14 protein-coding genes and 2 pseudogenes are annotated in these 21,098 nt (G+C 38.0%); 3 read left to right on the plus strand and 13 right to left on the minus strand.

What is annotated here, in order from left to right; genetic code table 11:
- Position 1: 1 nt before the first annotated feature.
- Positions 2-1,831: a sensor histidine kinase gene (locus ACFSTH_RS06635; protein WP_377770881.1), complete on the minus strand. Its 1,830-nt coding sequence runs from the start codon at positions 1,829-1,831 to the stop codon at positions 2-4.
- A 185-nt stretch (positions 1,832-2,016) separates the two neighbouring features.
- On the opposite strand from ACFSTH_RS06635, the gene ACFSTH_RS06640 reads away from it, so the two are divergent.
- The 3 genes from ACFSTH_RS06640 to ACFSTH_RS06650 all read left to right on the plus strand — a co-directional run bounded on the left by ACFSTH_RS06640 (position 2,017) and on the right by ACFSTH_RS06650 (position 5,194).
- Complete coding sequence (locus tag ACFSTH_RS06640; protein ID WP_377770883.1) at positions 2,017-3,366, plus strand: ABC transporter substrate-binding protein; 1,350 nt, start codon at positions 2,017-2,019, stop codon at positions 3,364-3,366.
- 98 nt (positions 3,367-3,464) lie between these two features.
- The gene (locus tag ACFSTH_RS06645) at positions 3,465-4,346 is read left to right on the plus strand and encodes a carbohydrate ABC transporter permease (RefSeq protein ID WP_377770885.1); all 882 of its coding nucleotides are present in this window, start codon (positions 3,465-3,467) and stop codon (positions 4,344-4,346) included.
- Positions 4,343-5,194: a carbohydrate ABC transporter permease gene (locus ACFSTH_RS06650; protein ID WP_377770887.1), complete on the plus strand. Its 852-nt coding sequence runs from the start codon at positions 4,343-4,345 to the stop codon at positions 5,192-5,194. Before ACFSTH_RS06645 ends, ACFSTH_RS06650 begins: the two co-directional genes overlap by 4 nt.
- A 106-nt stretch (positions 5,195-5,300) precedes the next feature.
- On the opposite strand, the gene ACFSTH_RS06655 is transcribed toward ACFSTH_RS06650, so the two are convergent.
- The 12 genes and pseudogenes from ACFSTH_RS06655 to ACFSTH_RS06710 form a co-directional block, all read right to left on the minus strand.
- On the minus strand, positions 5,301-5,627 hold the full coding sequence (locus tag ACFSTH_RS06655) for a DUF4359 domain-containing protein (protein WP_377770889.1): 327 nt from the start codon (positions 5,625-5,627) through the stop codon (positions 5,301-5,303).
- Between the two features lie 62 nt (positions 5,628-5,689).
- On the minus strand, positions 5,690-6,475 hold the full coding sequence (locus ACFSTH_RS06660) for an aspartate dehydrogenase domain-containing protein (protein ID WP_377770891.1): 786 nt from the start codon (positions 6,473-6,475) through the stop codon (positions 5,690-5,692).
- Between the two features lie 238 nt (positions 6,476-6,713).
- Positions 6,714-12,593, minus strand: coding sequence for an InlB B-repeat-containing protein (locus ACFSTH_RS06665; RefSeq protein WP_377770893.1), 5,880 nt, complete (start codon positions 12,591-12,593; stop codon positions 6,714-6,716).
- A 184-nt stretch (positions 12,594-12,777) separates the two neighbouring features.
- The gene (locus ACFSTH_RS06670; protein WP_377770895.1) at positions 12,778-12,906 is read right to left on the minus strand and encodes a helix-turn-helix domain-containing protein; all 129 of its coding nucleotides are present in this window, start codon (positions 12,904-12,906) and stop codon (positions 12,778-12,780) included.
- Between the two features lie 158 nt (positions 12,907-13,064).
- Positions 13,065-13,130: pseudogene (locus tag ACFSTH_RS06675) on the minus strand (iron-sulfur cluster-binding protein); the annotation flags it as partial.
- Between the two features lie 28 nt (positions 13,131-13,158).
- A pseudogene (locus ACFSTH_RS06680) lies at positions 13,159-13,245 on the minus strand (NAD-dependent dihydroorotate dehydrogenase B electron transfer subunit); the annotation flags it as partial.
- Positions 13,246-13,283: 38 nt separating this feature from the next.
- Positions 13,284-13,409, minus strand: a complete 126-nt coding sequence (locus ACFSTH_RS06685) for a hypothetical protein (RefSeq protein WP_377770897.1) — start codon at positions 13,407-13,409, stop codon at positions 13,284-13,286.
- A 50-nt stretch (positions 13,410-13,459) separates the two neighbouring features.
- Complete coding sequence (locus ACFSTH_RS06690) at positions 13,460-14,557, minus strand: hypothetical protein (RefSeq protein ID WP_377770899.1); 1,098 nt, start codon at positions 14,555-14,557, stop codon at positions 13,460-13,462.
- Between the two features lie 551 nt (positions 14,558-15,108).
- A complete protein-coding gene (locus tag ACFSTH_RS06695; protein WP_377770901.1) occupies positions 15,109-16,023 on the minus strand; it encodes a dihydroorotate dehydrogenase in 915 nt (304 codons plus the stop codon).
- A complete protein-coding gene (locus tag ACFSTH_RS06700; protein ID WP_377770978.1) occupies positions 16,020-16,784 on the minus strand; it encodes a dihydroorotate dehydrogenase electron transfer subunit in 765 nt (254 codons plus the stop codon). The genes ACFSTH_RS06695 and ACFSTH_RS06700 overlap by 4 nt, the downstream gene beginning before the upstream one ends.
- 346 nt (positions 16,785-17,130) lie before the next feature.
- Positions 17,131-17,487: a PH domain-containing protein gene (locus tag ACFSTH_RS06705; protein ID WP_377770903.1), complete on the minus strand. Its 357-nt coding sequence runs from the start codon at positions 17,485-17,487 to the stop codon at positions 17,131-17,133.
- Positions 17,488-17,620: 133 nt separating this feature from the next.
- Positions 17,621-21,079: a stalk domain-containing protein gene (locus tag ACFSTH_RS06710; RefSeq protein ID WP_377770905.1), complete on the minus strand. Its 3,459-nt coding sequence runs from the start codon at positions 21,077-21,079 to the stop codon at positions 17,621-17,623.
- Positions 21,080-21,098 lie beyond the last annotated feature (19 nt).

Consider the following 21,098-nt stretch of genomic DNA (forward strand, 5'->3'; position numbering starts at 1 on the left):
ATCAATACTCCTTTTCTTTATCGTTCACTCTTATCCTTATTTCAGCACCTTCTAGCAAATTCACTACTGAAAACTGAACCGATTCTTTGTAAAATAACGCTATTCTAGTAAGTGCATTTTCCATCCCAATGCCGCCAATCCCTTTTTGACTAAGGTGCGCTACCTGTTCGTATTGTCCTTCGTTTAATTCTGTTATCGTTTGTTGACTCAAAATCATCGCTTGTTCTGAAAATCCTGAACCATTATCTACTATTTGTATATACCAATCATGCGGATTATCGTGTCGTAAAGCGACGATTATTTTAACGTACCATGGAGGATGAATAGATCGAAAACCATGCTCAAAACAATTTTCAATTAACGGTTGTAAAACAAGCTTAGGAATAAAATATGTAGCAACAAGCGGATCAATTTCTATGTCATATGTAAAGTACTGTTGATACCGCATTTTCATCATTTCTAAATAGTTTGTCGTAAATGCTACTTCTTCCGCTATCGTATAATCTTCTTCCATCGGTCTACCTATATATTCCATCATTCGAACCAGTTTATAGCACATACTAGCCGCTTCCTTCGCATCTGATAACTCTGCTAACATGCCAATCGAAGTCAATGTGTTATACATAAAATGAGGTTGTAATTGTGTTTGCAATGCTCTTGTATGGGCGACATTTTCACGCTTCTGCGCTTCGATTAACTCCGTCACAGACTGGTTTAACCGCTCTTTCATGACAACATAAGCATCAAATAACTGCTGCATTTCTATGGATGCATTTTTGTAATATTTCGTAGTAATCGGCCACTTGGCATTCAAATTATTTAACTCAAAGTTGCGAATATCACGATGAATAATTCGAATTGGCGCAGCAATATTAAACGAGACAACATATGCGATGAGCAATGCTAGCAATTCAGCCGCTACTCCTACTCCAATCGTTAAATTACGCAATTCCGTTATTGGCTCTAGTACCTGTTGTTTATTTTGAATCGCAGTAACGGTGAGTCCCGTATAAGAAGAACGGATAGAACGAGCAATAAACTCTTTCCCCTCATAAACTATCGTTTTCTCTTCCATTTCATCCATCACTGTTCCTACGATCACATCCTCATCAAACGCAGACGTAGCATCCGTTGCCAGTGGATAAAACTGACGACCATGTTCATCAACAATATAAATACTTCTATCTGCTTGCTGGCTAGCCTCTCCAACAATTTGTTCTATTAACTCATATTTCTGTTGTACTTCCACATATTGCGGAGCATATAACCTATTGTCAGGGAATAGACGAGTTAAGGAAAACACAGCCGTATCCGAGTCATACCATGGATCTAACCCTGGCGGACTCAACCATTTGTCACCATTTAACTGTTTTACTTGCGCTAACCAATCTGCATCTAGCACTCTATCTACTAAATCAGATACAACATTACGTTTTAAACCTACACCGATAAAATGCCCTTCATCATTAAACACATTTATTTGCTGGGCAATATAGGATGGTCCATTGAGCGTAATTAATATTTCTTCCATCCGTTTTCTAATCTCTACCATTTCGTAAGGAGAAGGCTGAGCTGCTAAGTTTCTAAATTCTGTGTTAACCGTTGCGTTAAAAATGATTTGTGCCGAAATACGATCCATATCTTTCACTAATTGCGACATCGATGTATCGATGCGTTGCAGTAATTGATTGGAAGAATCATTCCATCGTTCCCATACCGATCCGTACATTTGGTAATAAAAGATAACCACTAACAGCAAAATAATAAATGAAATAATAAGCGAATAGGAAACAAATAATTTCGTCCGAAGACTTGGCGTGCGTCGTTTCATTGTTTTCTTCCTTTGAGATAATTTTGAGATACAAACGAAAAACTACAAGTTTTTTAAAAGAGATGTTCCATGTACGTTAGCAATGAAAGCGGTTAAAATAATTATAAACTCTTATATAAACTTTAGCAAAATTTAAGTAAACAGAGGGTTGCAAATTATTTTTTATGAGGGGGAAATTAGAAATCATGAAAACAAAACGTAGTATCGTTACTTTTTTGCTAGTAGGCTTAATGATTTTTTCTGTCGCTTGCAGTAGTAATTCCAACAGTTCCAATAGTTCCAACAACAACCAATCCAATTCTTCAGCTAAGAGTAATAATACAAAAGGGGAAACTAAAAAACCGGTAACACTCAAAGTGCTAATGAACACGGAATGGATAGAAGGTCGCAAATTGCAATTTTTTATCGATGCTTATGAAGAAGAAACGGGCAACAAGTTAGATGTGCAAAGTGTACCTGATGGACAGTACAGCAACTTAGTAAATACTCGGCTTGCTACTCGTGATTTGCCTGACGTTTTATTTTACTGGGGAGAAGGAGCGAAAGGCGCCTTGCTACAACCAGAGAAAAACTTCGCCGAATTAACGGATGAAGAAATGATTACTAGAGTTGTTTCTGTCGTAAAAGATGATCTCGCTGCCATGGGGCAAGGCAAAATATATGGGCTACCTGTCACCACGTTAAACGTAACCGGTATTATTTATAACAAAGATGTGTTTGCAGAACATCAAATTGAAATTCCACATACGCATGAGGAACTGCTCGCAGCAGCGGAAAAGTTAAAAACAGCTGGCGTTACGCCATTTTACGATGCTGGTAAAGATGCTTGGCCTCTACAAGTCTATACGCTAGGTGCATTTAGTAACATTATTAAAAAACAACCGGATGTACTAGACAAAATCAACACCAATCAATTGAAATTTACTGACTTACCTGAATATGAAAAAATGCTTGCAGCACAATTAGAAATACATGAAAAAGGCTACACCAATAGTGATTTATTTTCTGCTACTTACGATATGTCCATTGAACAAGTGGCTACTGGGAAGTCCGCTATGATCGTCAATGCAGACTGGGCAATACCAATTATACTAGAACGTTTTCCAAATGCGCCGATTGGCATGTTCCCTGTTCCTTGGGATGGTGAAGGTGATAACTATACCGGATATTTACCACCAATTGTAGCTTACGCCATTAAAGATAGCAAAAATGAAGCCGCAGCTGTTGAGTTTTTACGTTTTATCGCTGATCCTGACAGACAAAACGAATACAACAACCTTATTAAAGGAATTCCTTCCTTTTCGGGTGTAGAAGCGGAACTAAATCCTGGTACTGCAGAAATGTATACGTTATTAGAGCAAGGAAATGCTAGAGTCAGTTTCAACTCTGGCGTACGTTATACGTTCCCTGATTATGAGTTTCTAATGCAAGACCTTTATGGTGGGAAGAAAACGCCTGCGGAAGTAGCACAAGTGGTGCAACAACGTATGGAAGAAACAGCTAAAAATGCGGGAGCAGCAGAGTTTACGAACTAAATATAGCTTTAACAACTATGCCTGTATGCTTCATGCTTACCTAGATGCAAACAGGCATAGTAGCTTTATACTAAGACTAGTAAGGAGTGGAAAGTACATTGGGTAAACGACTGATCAAACTACGCTATCCGGCATGGTTTATCCTTCCTTTTTTAATTATTTTTGGCGTGTTATATCTATTCCCTACGTTGTCTGGCTTTTATTATTCTTTTACAGATTGGAATCTACTACGGGATACTGATATTCGCTTTATCGGCTTCGACCAGTTTCGGATGCTTTTCCAATCCGGTGAAATTTGGAATGCGCTAGAGCATACATTTATTTATGCTGCACTAGTAACGGTGTTACAAAACGTTTTTGGTTTTGGTCTAGCACTTGTGCTTAATTCTGTCATGCCTGGTAAAACACTACTACGTGCTATCTTTTTTACACCGATGATATTAAGTGCCTTGATCGTTGGTTATATGTTTACTAGTATTTATCATCCGACAGGTTTACTAAATCAATTTTTATCCACCATCGGTTTAGGTTTTCTGCAACAAGAATGGTTAGGTAATGCGGATATAGCGTTATATTCCGTTATTATGGCAGGTGTTTGGCAATCAACTGGTTTTTCTATGGCAATTTACTTAGCTGGATTACAAACAGTTCCTAAAGATATGTTAGAAGCTGCTGAAATAGATGGCGCTACTTACTGGCAACGGTTAAAGAGTATTCTCATTCCATTTGTTGCACCTTCTTTTACGATTAATATCGTCTATTCCACCGTCACTTCGCTAAAAGTGTTTGATCTTATTTTTGTCATGACCAAAGGGGGACCTGGCGATTCTACCGAAGTAATGAACAGTTTTGTACTGAAACAGTTTGGACGTGGAATGTATGGCTATGGTACTGCTGCTAACTTAATACTCTTTCTCATTATTACTGCTGCAGCGCTGCTTATTTTATTTTTCACTCGCAGAAAGGAGATGGAAGCATGAGCAAACAAGCTACCCTTTCTTCCCATACACAAAAGTATACGGCAGCAGCTTGGATTCGCACCATTATTATGTTAATCCTTAGTTTAATTATTATTATTCCACTGGTGATGGTCTTTCTCGGGTCTGTCAAATCTCCTGCGGAAGCAGCACAAATGAATTTGCAGTTGCCAACGTCTTGGAATTTTAGCAACTATGCGGAAGTGTTTGTCAAAGGCAATATGTTGCGAGGGTTTATTAACAGTACCATTATAACGCTTTTCTCTGTCATTACTATTTTAATTATGGCATCGATGGCTACTTATATTATTGCTAGGCGCAATGTTTGGTGGACGAATCTGCTGTATTTTTTATGCGTTGTCGGACTTATCGCTCCGCCAAGTATGATTCCAACGATTAAAGTGATGCGTTCCCTTCATATATATGGAGAGTACTATGGGTTAGTGCTGTACTATACCGCTTTGCTAATCCCGTTTGCCATCTTTATTATGACTGGTTTTATGAAAGGGGTACCTCGGGAGTTGGACGAAGCTGCTACAGTAGATGGAGCTGGCGCCAGTAGAACGTTTTTTACCATTGTACTTCCTTTATTGCAACCAAGTTTAGCGACTACAGCCGTATTCCTATTTATGTTTGTTTGGAATGACTTCTATATTCCGATGTTTTTGATAAATGACAGTTCGATGTATACGATTCCCTTTTCTATCTTCTATTTCGTTTCACAGTATGGATCACAATGGCACTATATATTCGCAGATTTAATTATGGCAGCATTACCTGTATTGCTCTTATATGTTTTCTTACAACGCTATATTATTGAAGGAATGACCGCAGGTTCGGTAAAAGGTTAATCCGTTATTCTATCAGAAAAAACAAAGAAACAGGATAGCAAGCTGTTACACTTGTGACCCTGTTTCTTAAACGTTTTATCTACTTATGCAATACTATACTTCTCGTTTACTTCAAACGAATAAAGTTATTATATAGACCAAGGGCGGTCATCTCTTTCGAATCTAAAATATTAGTATTGCAAACTTTGAAGAGTAAATAATCTTTACAAGAAGTGGTGTTGTCTACAACGAAAGATCCAACCATGTTAACGCCGAGATTTACAAATTGCTTACCTATTTCTTTATTTTTCCCTTTGTTTATCTCTGCGTTTAACTCTTGCTTTAATTCTTCTTTTACCCAAGCGATATAGTCATCCTTCGTAGGTTTCGTTATTACAGCTACAAATAATAAAATGATGACTATGACAACTATTGACTTTTTTAAGTGAATCACCTTCTATAGAATATTAGTATATCTGTATTAAGTATACATTTTATCCATGATAAATGGTAGATCTAAAACACCACAGGCGACACGATATTACGAAGTACAGCTACTATACTCCAACCAGCGATGCGTGGTGTTCTGGAGTAAATATTCAGATCGGTTTTTACTTCTTCTCCTTCAATTTCAATTTTGTACTCATCACCTATGAAATTAGGAGTAGCATCAATATTGAGCGTAGTCTGTTCAGGACCAGCACTTGCCAAAGCTGTAGCGACAGCGACATTAAAGTGAAAAGGTAATACTTCGATCGCTTTCTTCGTCGTTCCACTAAATACTTGTGTTGGTTCTGTAATTTGAAGTAGTTCTTCTGTGAAAAATGGGGTGAAGGATAGTGAACGTAGTGACTTCTTCGATGTCATTGTTGCTTTAATCGGGCTCATCAACGCAGCCGTACGCAATACATCGAACCCGCCCACAGCACCACTTGCAATATATATTTTTTGCTTATTTTCTACCGCAGTTTGTTTCACTCTATTATAAAAAGCAGTATCTGCAAATACCCCTATCGTTATGACAACCAAGCTTGCTCCACCTTGTAAAACTATTTCCGAATAATCTCTCACAGCCTCTGGCGATGCAGCTTCCGCTACAATATCTGGCTCTAACGCTAGCAATTCTTCTATGCTATGACATGGCTTGCACTGGAAATGCTCGGCAAATGTCTGTGTTTTCAAAGGATTTCTACCATAAGCTCCTACTAACTCATACTCTGGCAAATATCCATTAGCATGTGCTTCAGCAACTATCGCATTCAAACGTCCACAACCTAATAAAGCTAGTTTCACTTTTTTCATCGAATTATAATGCTCCTGTCTCCTATATTAAATCCAACGTTATTATTCCGGTTACCCATCACCCATAGTAGCAAGCTTTATGGCATTAAGCAAGGAATGACAGTTCATATAAAAGACATTACCACCGTGCATGCCCCATAAGGGAACGCCCAATGATAATGCCCATTCAACCATTTCACACTACACTACATTACACTACGATCAAAAACAATTCATTATCAATCATTGCATCTAATTGTTACAACCCCAATGCTCTTATGATGACAGTTACAGCTTGTGCACGAGTTGCATTCGCATTCGGTTTAATCGTTCCATCGCTGAAACCACTCAACAAACCATGCTCTGCTGCTGTAGCAACATAAGATGCTGCCCAGTTAGAAATCTTCGTTGCATCTTTAAATTTCTTATCGAGCGCGCCTGCTTTAGGGTCCAACTCAAATGCCTTCACAAGCATAACAGCCATTTGCTCTCTCGTAATAACATCGTCCGGTCTAAACGTTTTATCTTCAAAACCTTGTACAAATCCGTGCTCTACTGCCATTGCAATAGCATCCTCTGCCCAATGTCCGTTAACATCTGTCATTCTTAATTTGGATGACTTTTCTAAGTCCAACACTTTAACAAGCATCGTTACAAATTGTGCTCTTGTTACATTACTATCTGGCATAAATGTTTGATCTACAAAACCATTAACTGCTCCTAAACGAATCAGCTTGTTAATATTTTGCTCAGCCCAATGTCCTACAATATCTTTTAACTCTACTACTGGTTTAATCTCTGGTTTAATCTCTAGTTGCTCTTTCATAACTGCAAACTTGGTAACATCCATTGTCGTGCCACTAATTGTTCCCGTTATATAATTAACTTTTACATTATCTAGTTCCACCCATTTGTTCGTCTTCTCATCTAATCCAACAATAACTAGTTTTGTATTAGTTGAATCAACTGTTTTAGGGTCAAACTTCATTGTAATCGTAATTGGTGCTGCAAAAGAACCTTTTGTGTTTTTAGTAACTTCAATAACAGAACCAACTAATTTTTCTTGTTGTAATTTCCACTCATTTTTAATTTCTTCTGCTTTTAACTTTTTAATTTTAATTTGTACATCACTATTCGCTGCTTTGGCAGGTACATTTACCGTTAATCCTTCTGCCTCTACTTTACCACCAATCCCTTTCAGAATCGTGTTTGGATCGCTTGGTTTAGTTGTTGGCGTTGGTATTGATGGTGTTGGGTTTGGTGTTGGTGTTGATTTCAACTCCCATTTTGCGTACAGCGTGATATCTGCTTTTACTGTATCTGTTTCAACGTTCCATTTTTCTTTCAACTCTTTATCCTTGTACCAACCTAAGAAGTTATGACCTACTTTAGTAGGACTTGATAGGTTTTCTAGCTTTGATCCTTTTTGAACTATCCTATCATCTACTGTGATGCCACCATTACTTTCAAATGTAACAGTAACCGTTTCTGTTGGTGTAGTATCTTCTTCCCATTTTGCGTACAAGGTAATATCTTCTTCTACTGTATTATTTGCAAAATCCCATGCTACGTCAAATTCTGTATCTTTATACCAGCCAATAAATTTATGATCTTTCTTTGTTGGTCTCGCTGGTTCTGCTATCTTCGATCCACTATTAACCGTCTTCGTATCTACCTTGCTACCGCCATTACTTTCGAATGTAACGATAAACTGTTCTGTTGGTGTAGTATCTTCTTCCCATTTTGCGTACAAGGTAATATCTGCATCTACGGTATCATTAGCAAAATCCCAAACTTCACCAAACCCTGCGTCTTTATACCAACCAAGGAATTTATGGTCTTTCTTTGTTGGTGTCGCTGGTTCTGCTATTTTTGATCCACTATAGACCGTCTTCGTATCTACTTTACTACCGCCATTACTTTCGAATGTAACAGTAAACTGTTCCGTTGGTGTAGTATCTTCTTCCCATTTTGCGTATAGCGTGATATCTGCTTCTACGGTATCATTTGCAAAATCCCATGCTACGTCAAATTCTGCATCTTTATACCAGCCAATAAATTTATGATCTTTCTTTGTTGGTCTCGCTGGTTCTGCTATCTTCGATCCACTATTAACCGTCTTCGTATCTACCTTGCTACCGCCATTACTTTCGAATGTAACGATAAACTGTTCTGTTGGTTTAGTATCTTCTTCCCATTTTGCATACAGTGTGATATCTTCATCTACTGTATCTTTAGCAAAATCCCATGCTACGTCAAATTCTGCATCTTTATACCAGCCAAGGAATTCGAGATTACCATTTACTGGTTTTTGTGGTTCTGCTATCCTTGATCCAGTTTCAACCGTAATGGAATCTACTGCACTCCCACCGTTGCTGTCGAAACGAACAGCTGATTTTGAAACTCTTCCCTCTAAACCAAAACCATCATTTTCAAACGCATCAACAATAACATAAGTATTGCTAGCTTTTTCATTCTTCTTACCAGTTACTTTAACTTCTATTTTATGTTCACCTAGTTCAAGTTTATTACTTTCAAAAAGTAGTGCACTATACTGTTTAGTAGGTGAATACAAATCAACTTCTCCAACAGTTTCTCCATCAATTTTAATTTCAGCTATACCCATATCAGGTCTCATATGGCCAAACAATCTTACTTGTGTACCATTGAAAGTATATTCAGCAGTTGCACCTGGCTCGTTACTGAAATGTTCAGTCCCTTTGTAACCTGGATTTATCCCCCATTCGCTCTCGTGTTCACCCCAAGTACCGCTATATTTCACGTTATTGTTATTATCATCCACTCTGTAATACTCAAAATCATCGTTATCTGTTAATCTTACTTTCACCGTATTAGAGTACTTATCCGAAAGTTTCACTTCCGGCATATAATTGCCCCAATCCCAAGTGTAATGATTATCTTTATAACTCCACTCATTGTTTACTAGCATTGCTGAAGTTGGCGACGATACTTCAAATCCATCGACTACTATAAATGCATCTACTGCATTCTTATTTTTCTCTCCGGTTACCTCTATTTTTATAGTATGCTCTCCATTTTCTAAATCAGATTTGTTAAACAATACTTTTTCATAGAGCTTAACCGTTGCGTACGTATCGATCTTTTCATCCACTAATTTACCATCGATGTACACATTAAATTTACCTGTATTGTTGCTCTTAGCTCCATATAAACTTATGCTAGTACCTGAGAAAGTAAGTTCTACAGATTTTCCAGCTTCGTTACTAAATTTCTCTGTTCCGTTCAAACTATCCTTGAATACAGCACTTCCATTACTTTCGCCCCATCCTGACGAATATACAATTCGGCTATCGCGATCATCGATAAACTCAGTATTATAAGTGATCATCCGAACTGCATCTGTTCCATAAGATTCTGCTCTAAGTCTATTTTGTGAATCTCTCAATATAACAGAACCGTAATTAATATTTTCTTTCATACTTCTGAAATCATTCGATCCACGGTCGCCTTTATCTCCAGCACCATAGAGGAAGAAATCTTGTGTATCTTCTGACCATGACCAAGTAGGCTCTTGTTTATACTCATTTTTACGACCGCCATCTTTCTTAGCAAAGCCAGTCGTTCGACCAATATGATCCTCTGGATAAGCTGACCATAATCCTTGTCTATCCCAGCTAAACTTGTCCACGTTATCAACCAAATTATAAATAATTCCTGCTTCTGTTTCTCCACCTGGTAAATTGGTCACTGTATATTCATTAGTGATTAGCCCTGCATTATCAATTTTCAACGTAAATACGACATTGACATTACCATACTTACCTGTAATTGTAATAATTGCCTCTTTAGCAGATTGAGCCGATTTAATATTCGTTAGCGACCATTTATCCAAATTAGCATAACCTAGATGTAATCTCGGTCCTCCAGTAATAATCGTCTCACTGTTATATGAACCATTCGTGATCATCCCAGTTTGCTTACTGAAATTAATTTGAAAGTGATCTCCTTTTACAATAATCTCATCTTCCAGAGTTTCAACTGCTGGAGCTGCTCCTTGTGGATTAGCTGCAAATGTTTTGATGGCATCCCCAATTGGTAAATTAAACTCATCTACTAATTCATCATTTATTTTAACTTTAATATTTAATATTTCTCCGTCAGTCCACTGTCGAGCTGGTATGATTAAATTTCCACTCTCATGTGGTTTAATATCTGCACCATTTACCTTACCCGCTTCATTGCCAACTTGCCATTCAAAAGTAACTTCATTTAAGTTCGTGCTATCAAACCAGTTTTTAATTGGAATAATTAGTGGCTCATTGTTTCCTGGATTAACAACAGCTTCATCCGCAATGCGGATAGGTGAATAAGCTTTTTTCGTTAACCAATGTTCTGGTTTTTCTCGACGCCAACCATCAATAATCCCCCATTCTCCATATCCAACAGTTCCATGGAGCTCGGATTCAAAAACATCGTCTGGTGAAGACCATATTGCTCCGCCTAATGCCCCATCTGTTTCAAATATATTTTCCCAAAATCGCTTAATACTTTCGCCCCAATAATTACGAAGACCAGGATCGCGTTTTTGTGTATCAAAGTTATAACTATTCACATGAACATACTCATCAAATAATACTGGTTGATCTCCAGAATATTTCCAAGGTTCCTTAACTTCATCAATACTTGGATAATGCTGACTGTATATATCTGCGACTTTATCTCCCCAACTAAAAACAGTTAAGCGAGTAGGATCTTCCTCTCTCACATAATCAAATTCATTACGGATGTTCTCTCCCCAAGTCGTTTCATTTCCTAAAGACCAAATAATAATAGATGGGTGGGATAAATCTTTCTCTATCATTTCAGTTAACTGATTCATATATCTCGCTTCAAATTCCTTATTATTAACTGTAATTTGATTCCCATCATGACCACCTTGCCATACTACTGCCGTTTCTTCCTCTACATACAGACCAATCCGATTAGCAGCTTCAAGGAATGCGTCAGTACGAGGGTAATGGGATGTACGCACAAAGTTAACGTTGGCAGATTTGTACATTTCCAATTGACTAGCATCTAATTCGTCTGTCGTTGCACGTCCCATAACCGGATGCACATCATGCGCATTAACGCCTCTTAATTTCACTTCATTTCCATTTACATAAACATTTTTACCATCACGTTCTACTTTTCTAAAACCAATTTCTTTGGATAAGGTTTGTAATACGTTATTATCTACAACAATTCTAGCGTCTAAAGTATACAAATTTGGATGTTCAGCATCCCATTTTTGCGGAGCCGACACAGGAATTTTCACTATTTGACCTGGATTTGTTGCCTCTAATTGCACACGATTATTCGATATATCTACTTTCTTCCCTTGTGGATCTTTTAAATTCAACAACACTTCTGCTGTTTCGTTTTTATCAAAGTCCATCGCTAGAATGACATTCAGTGTTGCATCCTTATATTCAGCATCAAAATCTGTCGTTGCATGAAATCTAGTTACATAGTCTTCTGGTAGTGCAATCATAGAAACATTTCTAAGAATACCACCAATATTATGCTTAGCATATTTAGATGCAGCAGATATATCATCCGATTTATCTGTTACACCTACTACAATCTCTGCCGTTTCTCCAGCTTTAACATACTCTGTTATATCGGCATTCCATGCAGTAAATCCGCCAGTATGTTCTCTTACAAACTTACCATTTACCCATAATCTTGCATCACTATATACAGCATCAAAACGTAGTATAATTTTTTTGTCAGCAAAGTCTGCCGGAATATCAATCTCTTTTTTATATGGATATTCTTTATCTTGTTCAATATTAAAGCCCTGCAAGCTCATTTCTCCAGGAACTTTAATCGGTCTCCATTTAAGATTTTCTACATTTAAACTATCTTTTTCTCCTAATGTTTCACTGTTTATTTCTGTCGTTGCTTCCCACTCACCATTCAAACTTATAACCGGGTCGGCAACACCAGCAGTCGTTTTAGGGATGGGTACGATAACAGGTCTATCCCAAAAGGTATTTTTAACTATCGGTGTCGTTTCGGATGCTGCTTGTACAGTTTGCGGTGGCGCTTGCATAAAGCTTGTTACACCAACCATAATTGCCAAACATATTGATAAAAATTTCGTTCGTTTCATTTCATATCTCCTTTGTATGTTTATGCATGGTATACGCTTTCAATTCTACCATCGACACAATGTGTGAAGTTAGGACAATATTTATTGTTTTATATCCTTTTTATTCCTCGCAGATCCAGAATTAATGCAATTGGTAAGATCATTAGAAACTTGTAATATTTTTAGTTGAAATAGCAAGAAGCTGCTATTCTAAGCAGCCTTTTTTGTGTTCTTTGGGAGTTTGTCCTGTTATTTGTTTGAACAGTTTACTGAAGTAAAAGGGGTTTTGGTAACCGAACATGAAAGCTATATCTTTGAAAAACATTTTATCCATATAAAATTATTAAATAAACCGAGGGCAGATTGGTCACATTCAGCGATAGCTCTACATAGAGAGGAACTTCTGATACTTTTTTTACTTTACTCGTTAACCACTTAGCTACATCCGGATTAGTGCCAAAAGCAATACCGCCTTGTTTTTCTGTAACCTACTTATATTAGTACCTCCTTTGCAGCAAATACCGGACCATCACTACAAGTTTTTTTATAAGCTGGGTTAACAGTCGGATTGCTCGTTTAATCTAGATGCGACTAATCTGCTCGACAGTTCGTATAGAGTTGGTACACCAATTCCGCCACCAACCATTAACGCTGTTTGACCAGCTTTCATATCCTATAGTATAAAAAACAGCCCCAAGTTAGAATTAATAACTAACGTTGGGGATGCATCATAACTACTGCTTCTGCTCGAGTTGCTGCTGCATTAGGTAAAAACTGTTTTTTTCCTCGCATACATAAGTTCAGCGTTCCAACGATTAGATAAAATTCTTCGTTCATTAGCTGTCCAGCTTTAATTAAAAGTAATCAAGCACCATATATTCACTCGATTATTTTTTTCTCCAAACACTGTTATCAGAGAATAAAACCGATGTTACAACGACATTGAATTTAGTAGTATTTTCAAAAAGATTCAGCGTCCAAGTTGCCTTTGAACTCTCGCCGCTTTTTAAATTTTCACCTTGTGAAATACCATAAAACGCTTTGTTATTAGAAATCGTTTGCCTTTGTAAGCGTCCATATGAATCATAACATGTTATTGTTATTTCGAAGGCAATAATTTTTTTTGTACCTACATTTTTGTATTCAATATTGGCTTGAGGAATTCCAATAGAATTATAAGAAACAGATTTACTTTTTATTTTCAACGGTATATTCTTATTAGCCTTTAGTTCTTTAGCTAGAGCTTTTTTCTTTGCTTCTGCTTGTTTTTTATTTTCCTCTGCTTGTTTCTTTTTCTTTGCTTCGTCTTTCTTCTTCTTCTCTGCATCAGCCTTTTTCTTTGCTTCGTCCTTCTTCTTCTTCTCATCGGCTTGTTTCTTTTTCTTCTCTGCATCAGCTTTCTTCTTAGCTTCATCAGCCTTTTTCTTTGCTTCATCCTTCTTCTTCTTCTCATCAGCTTGTTTCTTTTTCTTCTCTGCATCAGCTTTCTTCTGTTCTTCATCAGCTTTCTTCTGTTCTTCATCTGCTTTCTTCTTAGCTTCAGGCATTATGTTGGGTGATTGTCCGTCTGAATAATATTCAAGACTTAGATTGTTTATGTTAGAATAGTAGGTAGTGGTAGTAAGCGCATATGCTTGACCATCAAAAACTACAATTGTATAACAATTACTTACTCCTAGAATTTCCCCAAAATTATCCTGAACAAATGAATTCATTAATTCTAATTTGTTACTATCACTAAGACTCTTAAAATACTGAAAATTTAATTCCGAATCGATGTTTAAGTACATTATTGCTTCCGTAGCAGATAAATTTAGCGTATTATCGCTTATTCCGTCTATTACATGTTTATCAATCCCTGAACGTATTGACTCCATTTTATCAGTGTCCGAAACTTGATCTACTTCAGCATATGTGGCAGTAGGTAGCATCACTAAGGATAAAACCAATACAATTACAATCATAATCAACATTAATCTTTTCAAAATATCGTCCTCCAAAATTCTACAATTTCCCATCATCCTACCATAGGCCTATAATTCTTGTCCGTGTAATTTTCCAATTTCAGAAATTTATGGTCAGAAAGGGATGAAATCCTATCAAAATTAGCAAGTTTATATCTATTATTGTATAGGAGTAAGGGGTGTACTGAATAGGCTAAACTAAGTCAGACGGAAAAATTAAGGGGTAGTAGAATAAAAGAAATAGAAGAAGGAGCAGAACTATTAGTCTATCCAAACAAAGAAGAACATTTAATTATGGCGGCGTTGCCGGTTTTACTCTTATATGTTTTCTTACAACGCTATACTATTGAAGGAATGACTGCTGGTTCTGTCAAAGGTTAACTAACTTTTAGTAAAAAAAAACAGGATGACGAGCTACTTAGCCGTTGTCCTGTTTCTATACTATTTCATTACTATAATACACACGCAATTTCGTAGGTGTCTCTCACAAATCCATTTACTTACATACCTGTGTCCTACCATCTGCTTATCTACCTATCTACCTATCTTCATTTCTACCTATCTACCTATCTTCATCTCTTCCAACTCCTGCCTGTACATTCCGATATATGTTCATAACCAAGCTCCGTCAATAGATGTGGCAGTCTATTAATCAGTTTTGGGCATACATAAGGATCTACAAAGTTTGCTGTACCGACTGCAACCGCACTTGCTCCGGCATAGAGAAATTCGATAACATCTTCTGCTGTTTGTATTCCTCCCATGCCAATGATAGGAACATTCACTTGTTGACTTACTTCATAAATCATGCGAATAGCAACTGGTTTTATAGCAGGACCAGACAATCCACCTATTTTGTTAGCGAGAATCGGCTGAGCTGTACGTATATCCAAACTCATCCCAACTAAAGTATTAATCATAGTTAAACCATCTGCTCCAGCATCGACAACAGCTTTGGCCATATTTACAATATTCGTAACGTTAGGTGAAAGTTTTACATAGACAGGAACTTCCGCTACCTCTTTTACTTTTTTCGTTAATTGCTTTGCTACTTCAGGATCAGTACCAAAAGTGATTCCGCCTTGTTTCACATTCGGACACGATATATTTAATTCTAGGGCATGCACATTGGGTGCTTGCGAAATTCGACGGGCAACCTCAACATATTCCTCCTCCGTTGATCCAGCAACATTAGCAATAATTGGAATAGAAAATTGATTAAGCCAAGGAAGTTCGTGAGCAAGAACATGTTCTATTCCAGGATTTTGCAATCCGATAGCGTTCAGCATACCAGCGGATGTTTCTGCAACGCGCGGTGTTTCATTTCCATATCTCGGAAGCGCAGTAGTTGCTTTAATCATAATTGCTCCCAAATTATTCAAATCATAAAACGAACTATACTCTTGTCCAAAACCGAAACAACCCGATGCCGGCATAATTGGATTTTTCAACTGCAAACCAGGTAAATTTATAGCTAACCTACTCATAACTGAACCTCCTCAGCAGCAAACACAGGTCCGTCACTACATACTTTTTTGTACGAAAGAGCACCATTAGAATCGCCTGTTCTACAAACACAAGCATAACATGCACCAATCCCGCATCCCATCCGCTCCTCTAATGATATAAACAACTTTTTAATCATCACTTTATTCTTCAAAGACTGCAACATCGGAATCGGTCCACATGCATAAGCTATATCACCTGTAAGTCCATAATGCTGTATGACGTCCGTAACATAACCTTTCTCTCCACATGATCCATCGTCCGTCGCTATATAGGTTTGTCCTAATTGTTCAAATTTTTCTCGATAAAATATAGCATTAGCTGTCTGAAAACCTAATACATGAATAACCTTCACACCAGCTTGCACTAATCTCGTCGAAAGTTCATACAAAGGTGGCACACCAATTCCCCCACCCACGATGAGTGCTGTTTGCCCTGCTTTTGCTTCTGTAATAGGAAATCCGTGACCAAGTGGTCCGAGTACATCTATTAATTCTCCGGGCTTTCTTGTAGCTAAAATATCCGTTCCCTTTCCTTGCTTTCGATAGATAAGCGTAAACTCATTATTGTGATGGTCGATGTTGGCGATAGATAGTGGGCGGCGTAATAAAGGAGTAGTTTCGTTAGTTACTTTTACATGTACAAATTGACCCGGTTCTTGCATCAATTGTACAAGCTCACCTTTTAAAACTAGTTCATATATATGACAAGCAATTTCGCTGTTTCGAACGATTACACACATTTCTGTTACACTCAAAGTTGTCATCCTCTCCTCATTCCTTATAAAAACTATAGTCTAATAGAGTCGAAGTCATCAGTAACATTAGTCACCCGGTTTTATATTTTTAAAATTAAAGATGCTGTTTAATGGACGAAGCAACGAACGACAAAAAGGCTTCTCACAAGTTCACATGAACTTATGAGAAACCTCTTTGTTGTTTGCTGTACAGCGAAAGTCCTCTCCTCTAGAAAGTTAGCAACCTGTCCTCCATAGTTAGCATTTATCGTATGGATTGGATTGTACGTATTTAAGTTGGAACTATCCACTATTTAATTTTTTTGTAAAACTAATATTTGCATTCTGCACATTATGTCGGTACAGCAACTTCGGAAACTTCATATGAACGATAACGAAGCCTTGCTTCTTCTACAGCGAAACCAATCTGATCACTAACTTCCGTGCTTTGACGCACATTTCGCAGCAAATATGACGGGTTACTTGTATCTGTCGAATGAATCATAATATCCCCAAATCCCAACACTCGCTCCAACAAATTACGCTTCAAAGAAATATCGCGAATACGATAAAGCTGAATTTCTTCACGTCGCTTAGTAAAAAAACCTTTTTCAATAATAAGACGTCGATCCGTCAGTTTGTACGAAGTAAAACTGGGAAATCCAAAGTTAAATGGCTTTCCGCTCCACAACTCGTTTTCACTATTCAAATCGTTTCACCTCTCTCCAAAATCTATTATAAGTATACCATGATTATTCTTTTCACTTACAGAAATAATAGTTAGGAGAGAAGACAAGCTAGTTTGTCTTCTATGTCAGATACGTTGCATTATTAGCAGGTGCTCAATCCTGATCTTCCATTATGAAAAACGAATAATCAGCGAATGCGATAATCTGGTCTTGAACGACCGCTACTACACGCACGCTGTATTCTATGTTCGGCTCTAAACCTGTTAGTTCCATAGTTCTTTCCATGGTAGGAGCATATAGCTCATCGTTTACGTAAACGTGATATTCCGGACTTTGCTCATCCTCATAACCAACTCCACCCCAATAAAGCTGAGTAGACTCTGGCGATGTTTCTGCCCCTAAATATTCTATAGTAGGATAAACCCCAATTTCAAAAGAGGTTACAGCCTTTCCACCTCGGCCATCAGTTGCAGTTATCGTAATAGTTGTAGAGCCGATATGGTCGGGACTAATTCTAACAATTAAGATGCTGTCTTCCCACAATTCAACTTCTGCTATAGCAGGATTACTCGATGAAACGTCGAACGTCAATATATCATCATCTTCATCGTGGAAAACTTCATTTAAATTTAACTCGAACTGCTCACCTGCATCTGGGTGTACCATCTTATCAGATAACTCTTTCTTAACGATAGGTGTATGGTTAGTCGGTGTTGTCTCAGGATCAGGCGATGGTATATAGTACACTGATGGTGTTGGCGTAGGCGTTTTTGGACGCTGCGCTTCTTCCTGCTGCTTCCTTTGCTGTTCCAACGCTTGCTGTAATTGTGTGAATTTTTGTTTTTGTTCTTCTAGTAGTTTTTGTTTTAATAATTGTTCCGCTTGTTTCATCGCCTCTTCTTGCTGTTTCTTGTTGCCTTGCTCTAAACGATCTTTTTCTGCTTTAATTTTTTCCAACATAGCGCCTTGTTGTGCTGCTTTTAGCCGCTCCTGCTCACGTAACTTGTTCTGTTCCTCTTGAGCTAGCTTTCTCTGTTCTTCTAATTTTCTTTGTAATTGCTGCTGATTTTTTTGTTGCTCCGATAATTGATATGGCGGAGTATTCTCCAAATCGATTTTACTACCTGCTTGCGAATTAATTGAGCCTAAAAGCTTATTCAATCCTTCCTCTTCCATTTTCTTTTGCTCAAGAGCCTGCTTTGCAATATTAGCAAGCAGATTATTTAAATTATTTTGATAATGTGCAAAATCTTCTGGAGACTGTCCTAACGGATTATTACTAGGGTAAGATCCTGCTGCTCCATTCTTAATCTTTTGTAACATATCCTCATTTTCTTGATCAATCTTCTGCTTTTGCTTCAACAATGCCTCGATGACAGCTGGCGAAGCTTGATTAACGATATCAGCTAGATCAATCGGATACGGGCTAACTGGATCATTAGCTCCTGATCCTGGAATAAAACTCAACTGCTGCGATGGATATACGGTATTTGAACTCTGACCGGTACCATTACCGCCTGCCTGAACAAGACCACTGTTTACAAATAGTCTCGACTCTCCCGTAACAGGATCAACACCAACCATAAAATTTGTTCCACGAACATTCGTCTCAGCCGTTGGCGTCCAAATTTTGAATGTATCCTTAGCATTAACGAGTGAGGTCACACTAGCTCCAACCAGTCCACTCCATAGAACAAAGCTCGTATGCTTGACCTGTGATGCGTTATTTAAATTAGAAATATATAACTCCGAATTTTCATCAATCGTAACTTCATCGTTGCGATCAATCGTTTTTAAAACTGCGCTTGAATTATTCTCCGTTCTGATATGATCACCTTGATGAAGACTTATGCCATCGTAAGCTCGATAGGTTAATGAACCGCCTGCTTGCTTTATCCAGACCGTTCCTTTAATCTGTTCTAGCTTTGCCGCTCTTCCATTGCGATCTGCTAGTGGCAACTTCTCTACGGCTTCTGCTATCTCTCGTAAAATAACCGTTTTCGTCTGCTGATCCCAAGCCACATCTACTCCAAATGCTTCACTGAAAAATCGAATAGGAACATAAGTACGATCCGCTTTAATATAAGGTGCTGCATCTATCTCTAATTGTTGTTTATTACCTGTAGCTGTATTCATAATAGAAATAACTTTACTTCCAATTTCCATTACTACTTTTACATCGCCTTTTGTTAATTCAAATATACGTTCATCGTCGTTGAAACCAACCGTATACCCCATTGCTTCACTTAGCGCTCTAACCGGAATCAGCGTACGGCCTTTCACAATTTCCGGCTGCGCGTCAAAGTTAATCACTTGATCGTGAAGCACGACCTTCACTTGCCCATTTTGCGGTAAATTACTTGGAAGCTGATAAAACTCTAATTCTCGAATCTTATTATTATAACTATCGGCAATAAGCAAATTACCAGTAGGCAGCACGGCTACATCGGTCGGTCGATGAATTAAATTTTGACCATTAATACCATCTACTTGACCGAACTGAGTAGGTACACCCGCAATGGTACTCACTTGACCATTCATTAAATAACGAATCGAATGATTTAAACTATCAGCAATAACTAGTCCTTGTTCTTCTGTTATGGCAATACCTCGAGGTGAATGAAAACGAGCCTCTGAGCTAGATCCTTCCGCATAGCCACCTGCAGCATATAGTGCACCATCCGCATATACTGGCAGTTTCCCTTGTGGTAAACCAGCTACTGTCGTCACTACACCTTCCGCTAAATCTATATATCGTATTACTTGATTTCCTGTATCACTGACATACAAATTTCCTTTATTATCTATGGCAATGCTAGTAGGCTCATTAAATTTCGCTGCCGATAACTTCCCGTCAGCATAGTCACCTGCCAGAACTGGGTAGCCCCCAATAACTTCAACAACACGATCAGATGAAGCGTTCAGCGTAGTAACTCGACCATCCGTAGTTATTTGGCGAATCGAATGATTCAATGTATCCGCAACATAAAGCGTCCCATCAGCTGCAACTGCAACATCTTGCGGTTGATCAAATCTAGCCCCAGCACCTACTCCATCCGTATTGCCAGAAATACCATCTCCAGCAATCGTAGACACCATGCCATCTTTGGACAATTTACGAATCAAATGGTTATCTGTATCAGCAATATAAACATTGCCGTCTATATCCGTATCCATCCCCGAAAGTCCATTGAATACAGCCGTTTGCTTAGCACCGTCATTCCAGCCTCCACTCGGCACTCCAGCCTCATCCGTATCCAATATAAAACCTGCATAAGTAGAAACTGCTCCATTCTTAACTTGCCTGATGAGATGATTCCTACTATCTGCCACAAGTATAGAACCATCTTTCATTACAGCAATTCCTTGCGGCATACGGAACGAAGCTTCCTTAGCTGATCCATCCCAATCATCAAAATCACCACTTCCTGCAAACACCGATACGCTTGACAGAATTTCATCCCTTCCACTCGATGGCTGCGCAGCTTGCATTGTAACAGCTCCTACCGTCGTGCTTCCAATCATCGTTAAAATCATGACAGCTATTAGAAATTTACTGTACATCCTTCTCATATCTTTCCCCTTTTCTCCCGCTAATTTTTCCATTATCATCCGAAATAAGTTATCCCTT

It is taken from the genome of Paenibacillus yanchengensis, assembly GCF_042684845.1.
GTDB lineage: Bacteria > Bacillota > Bacilli > Paenibacillales > Paenibacillaceae > Pristimantibacillus > Pristimantibacillus yanchengensis.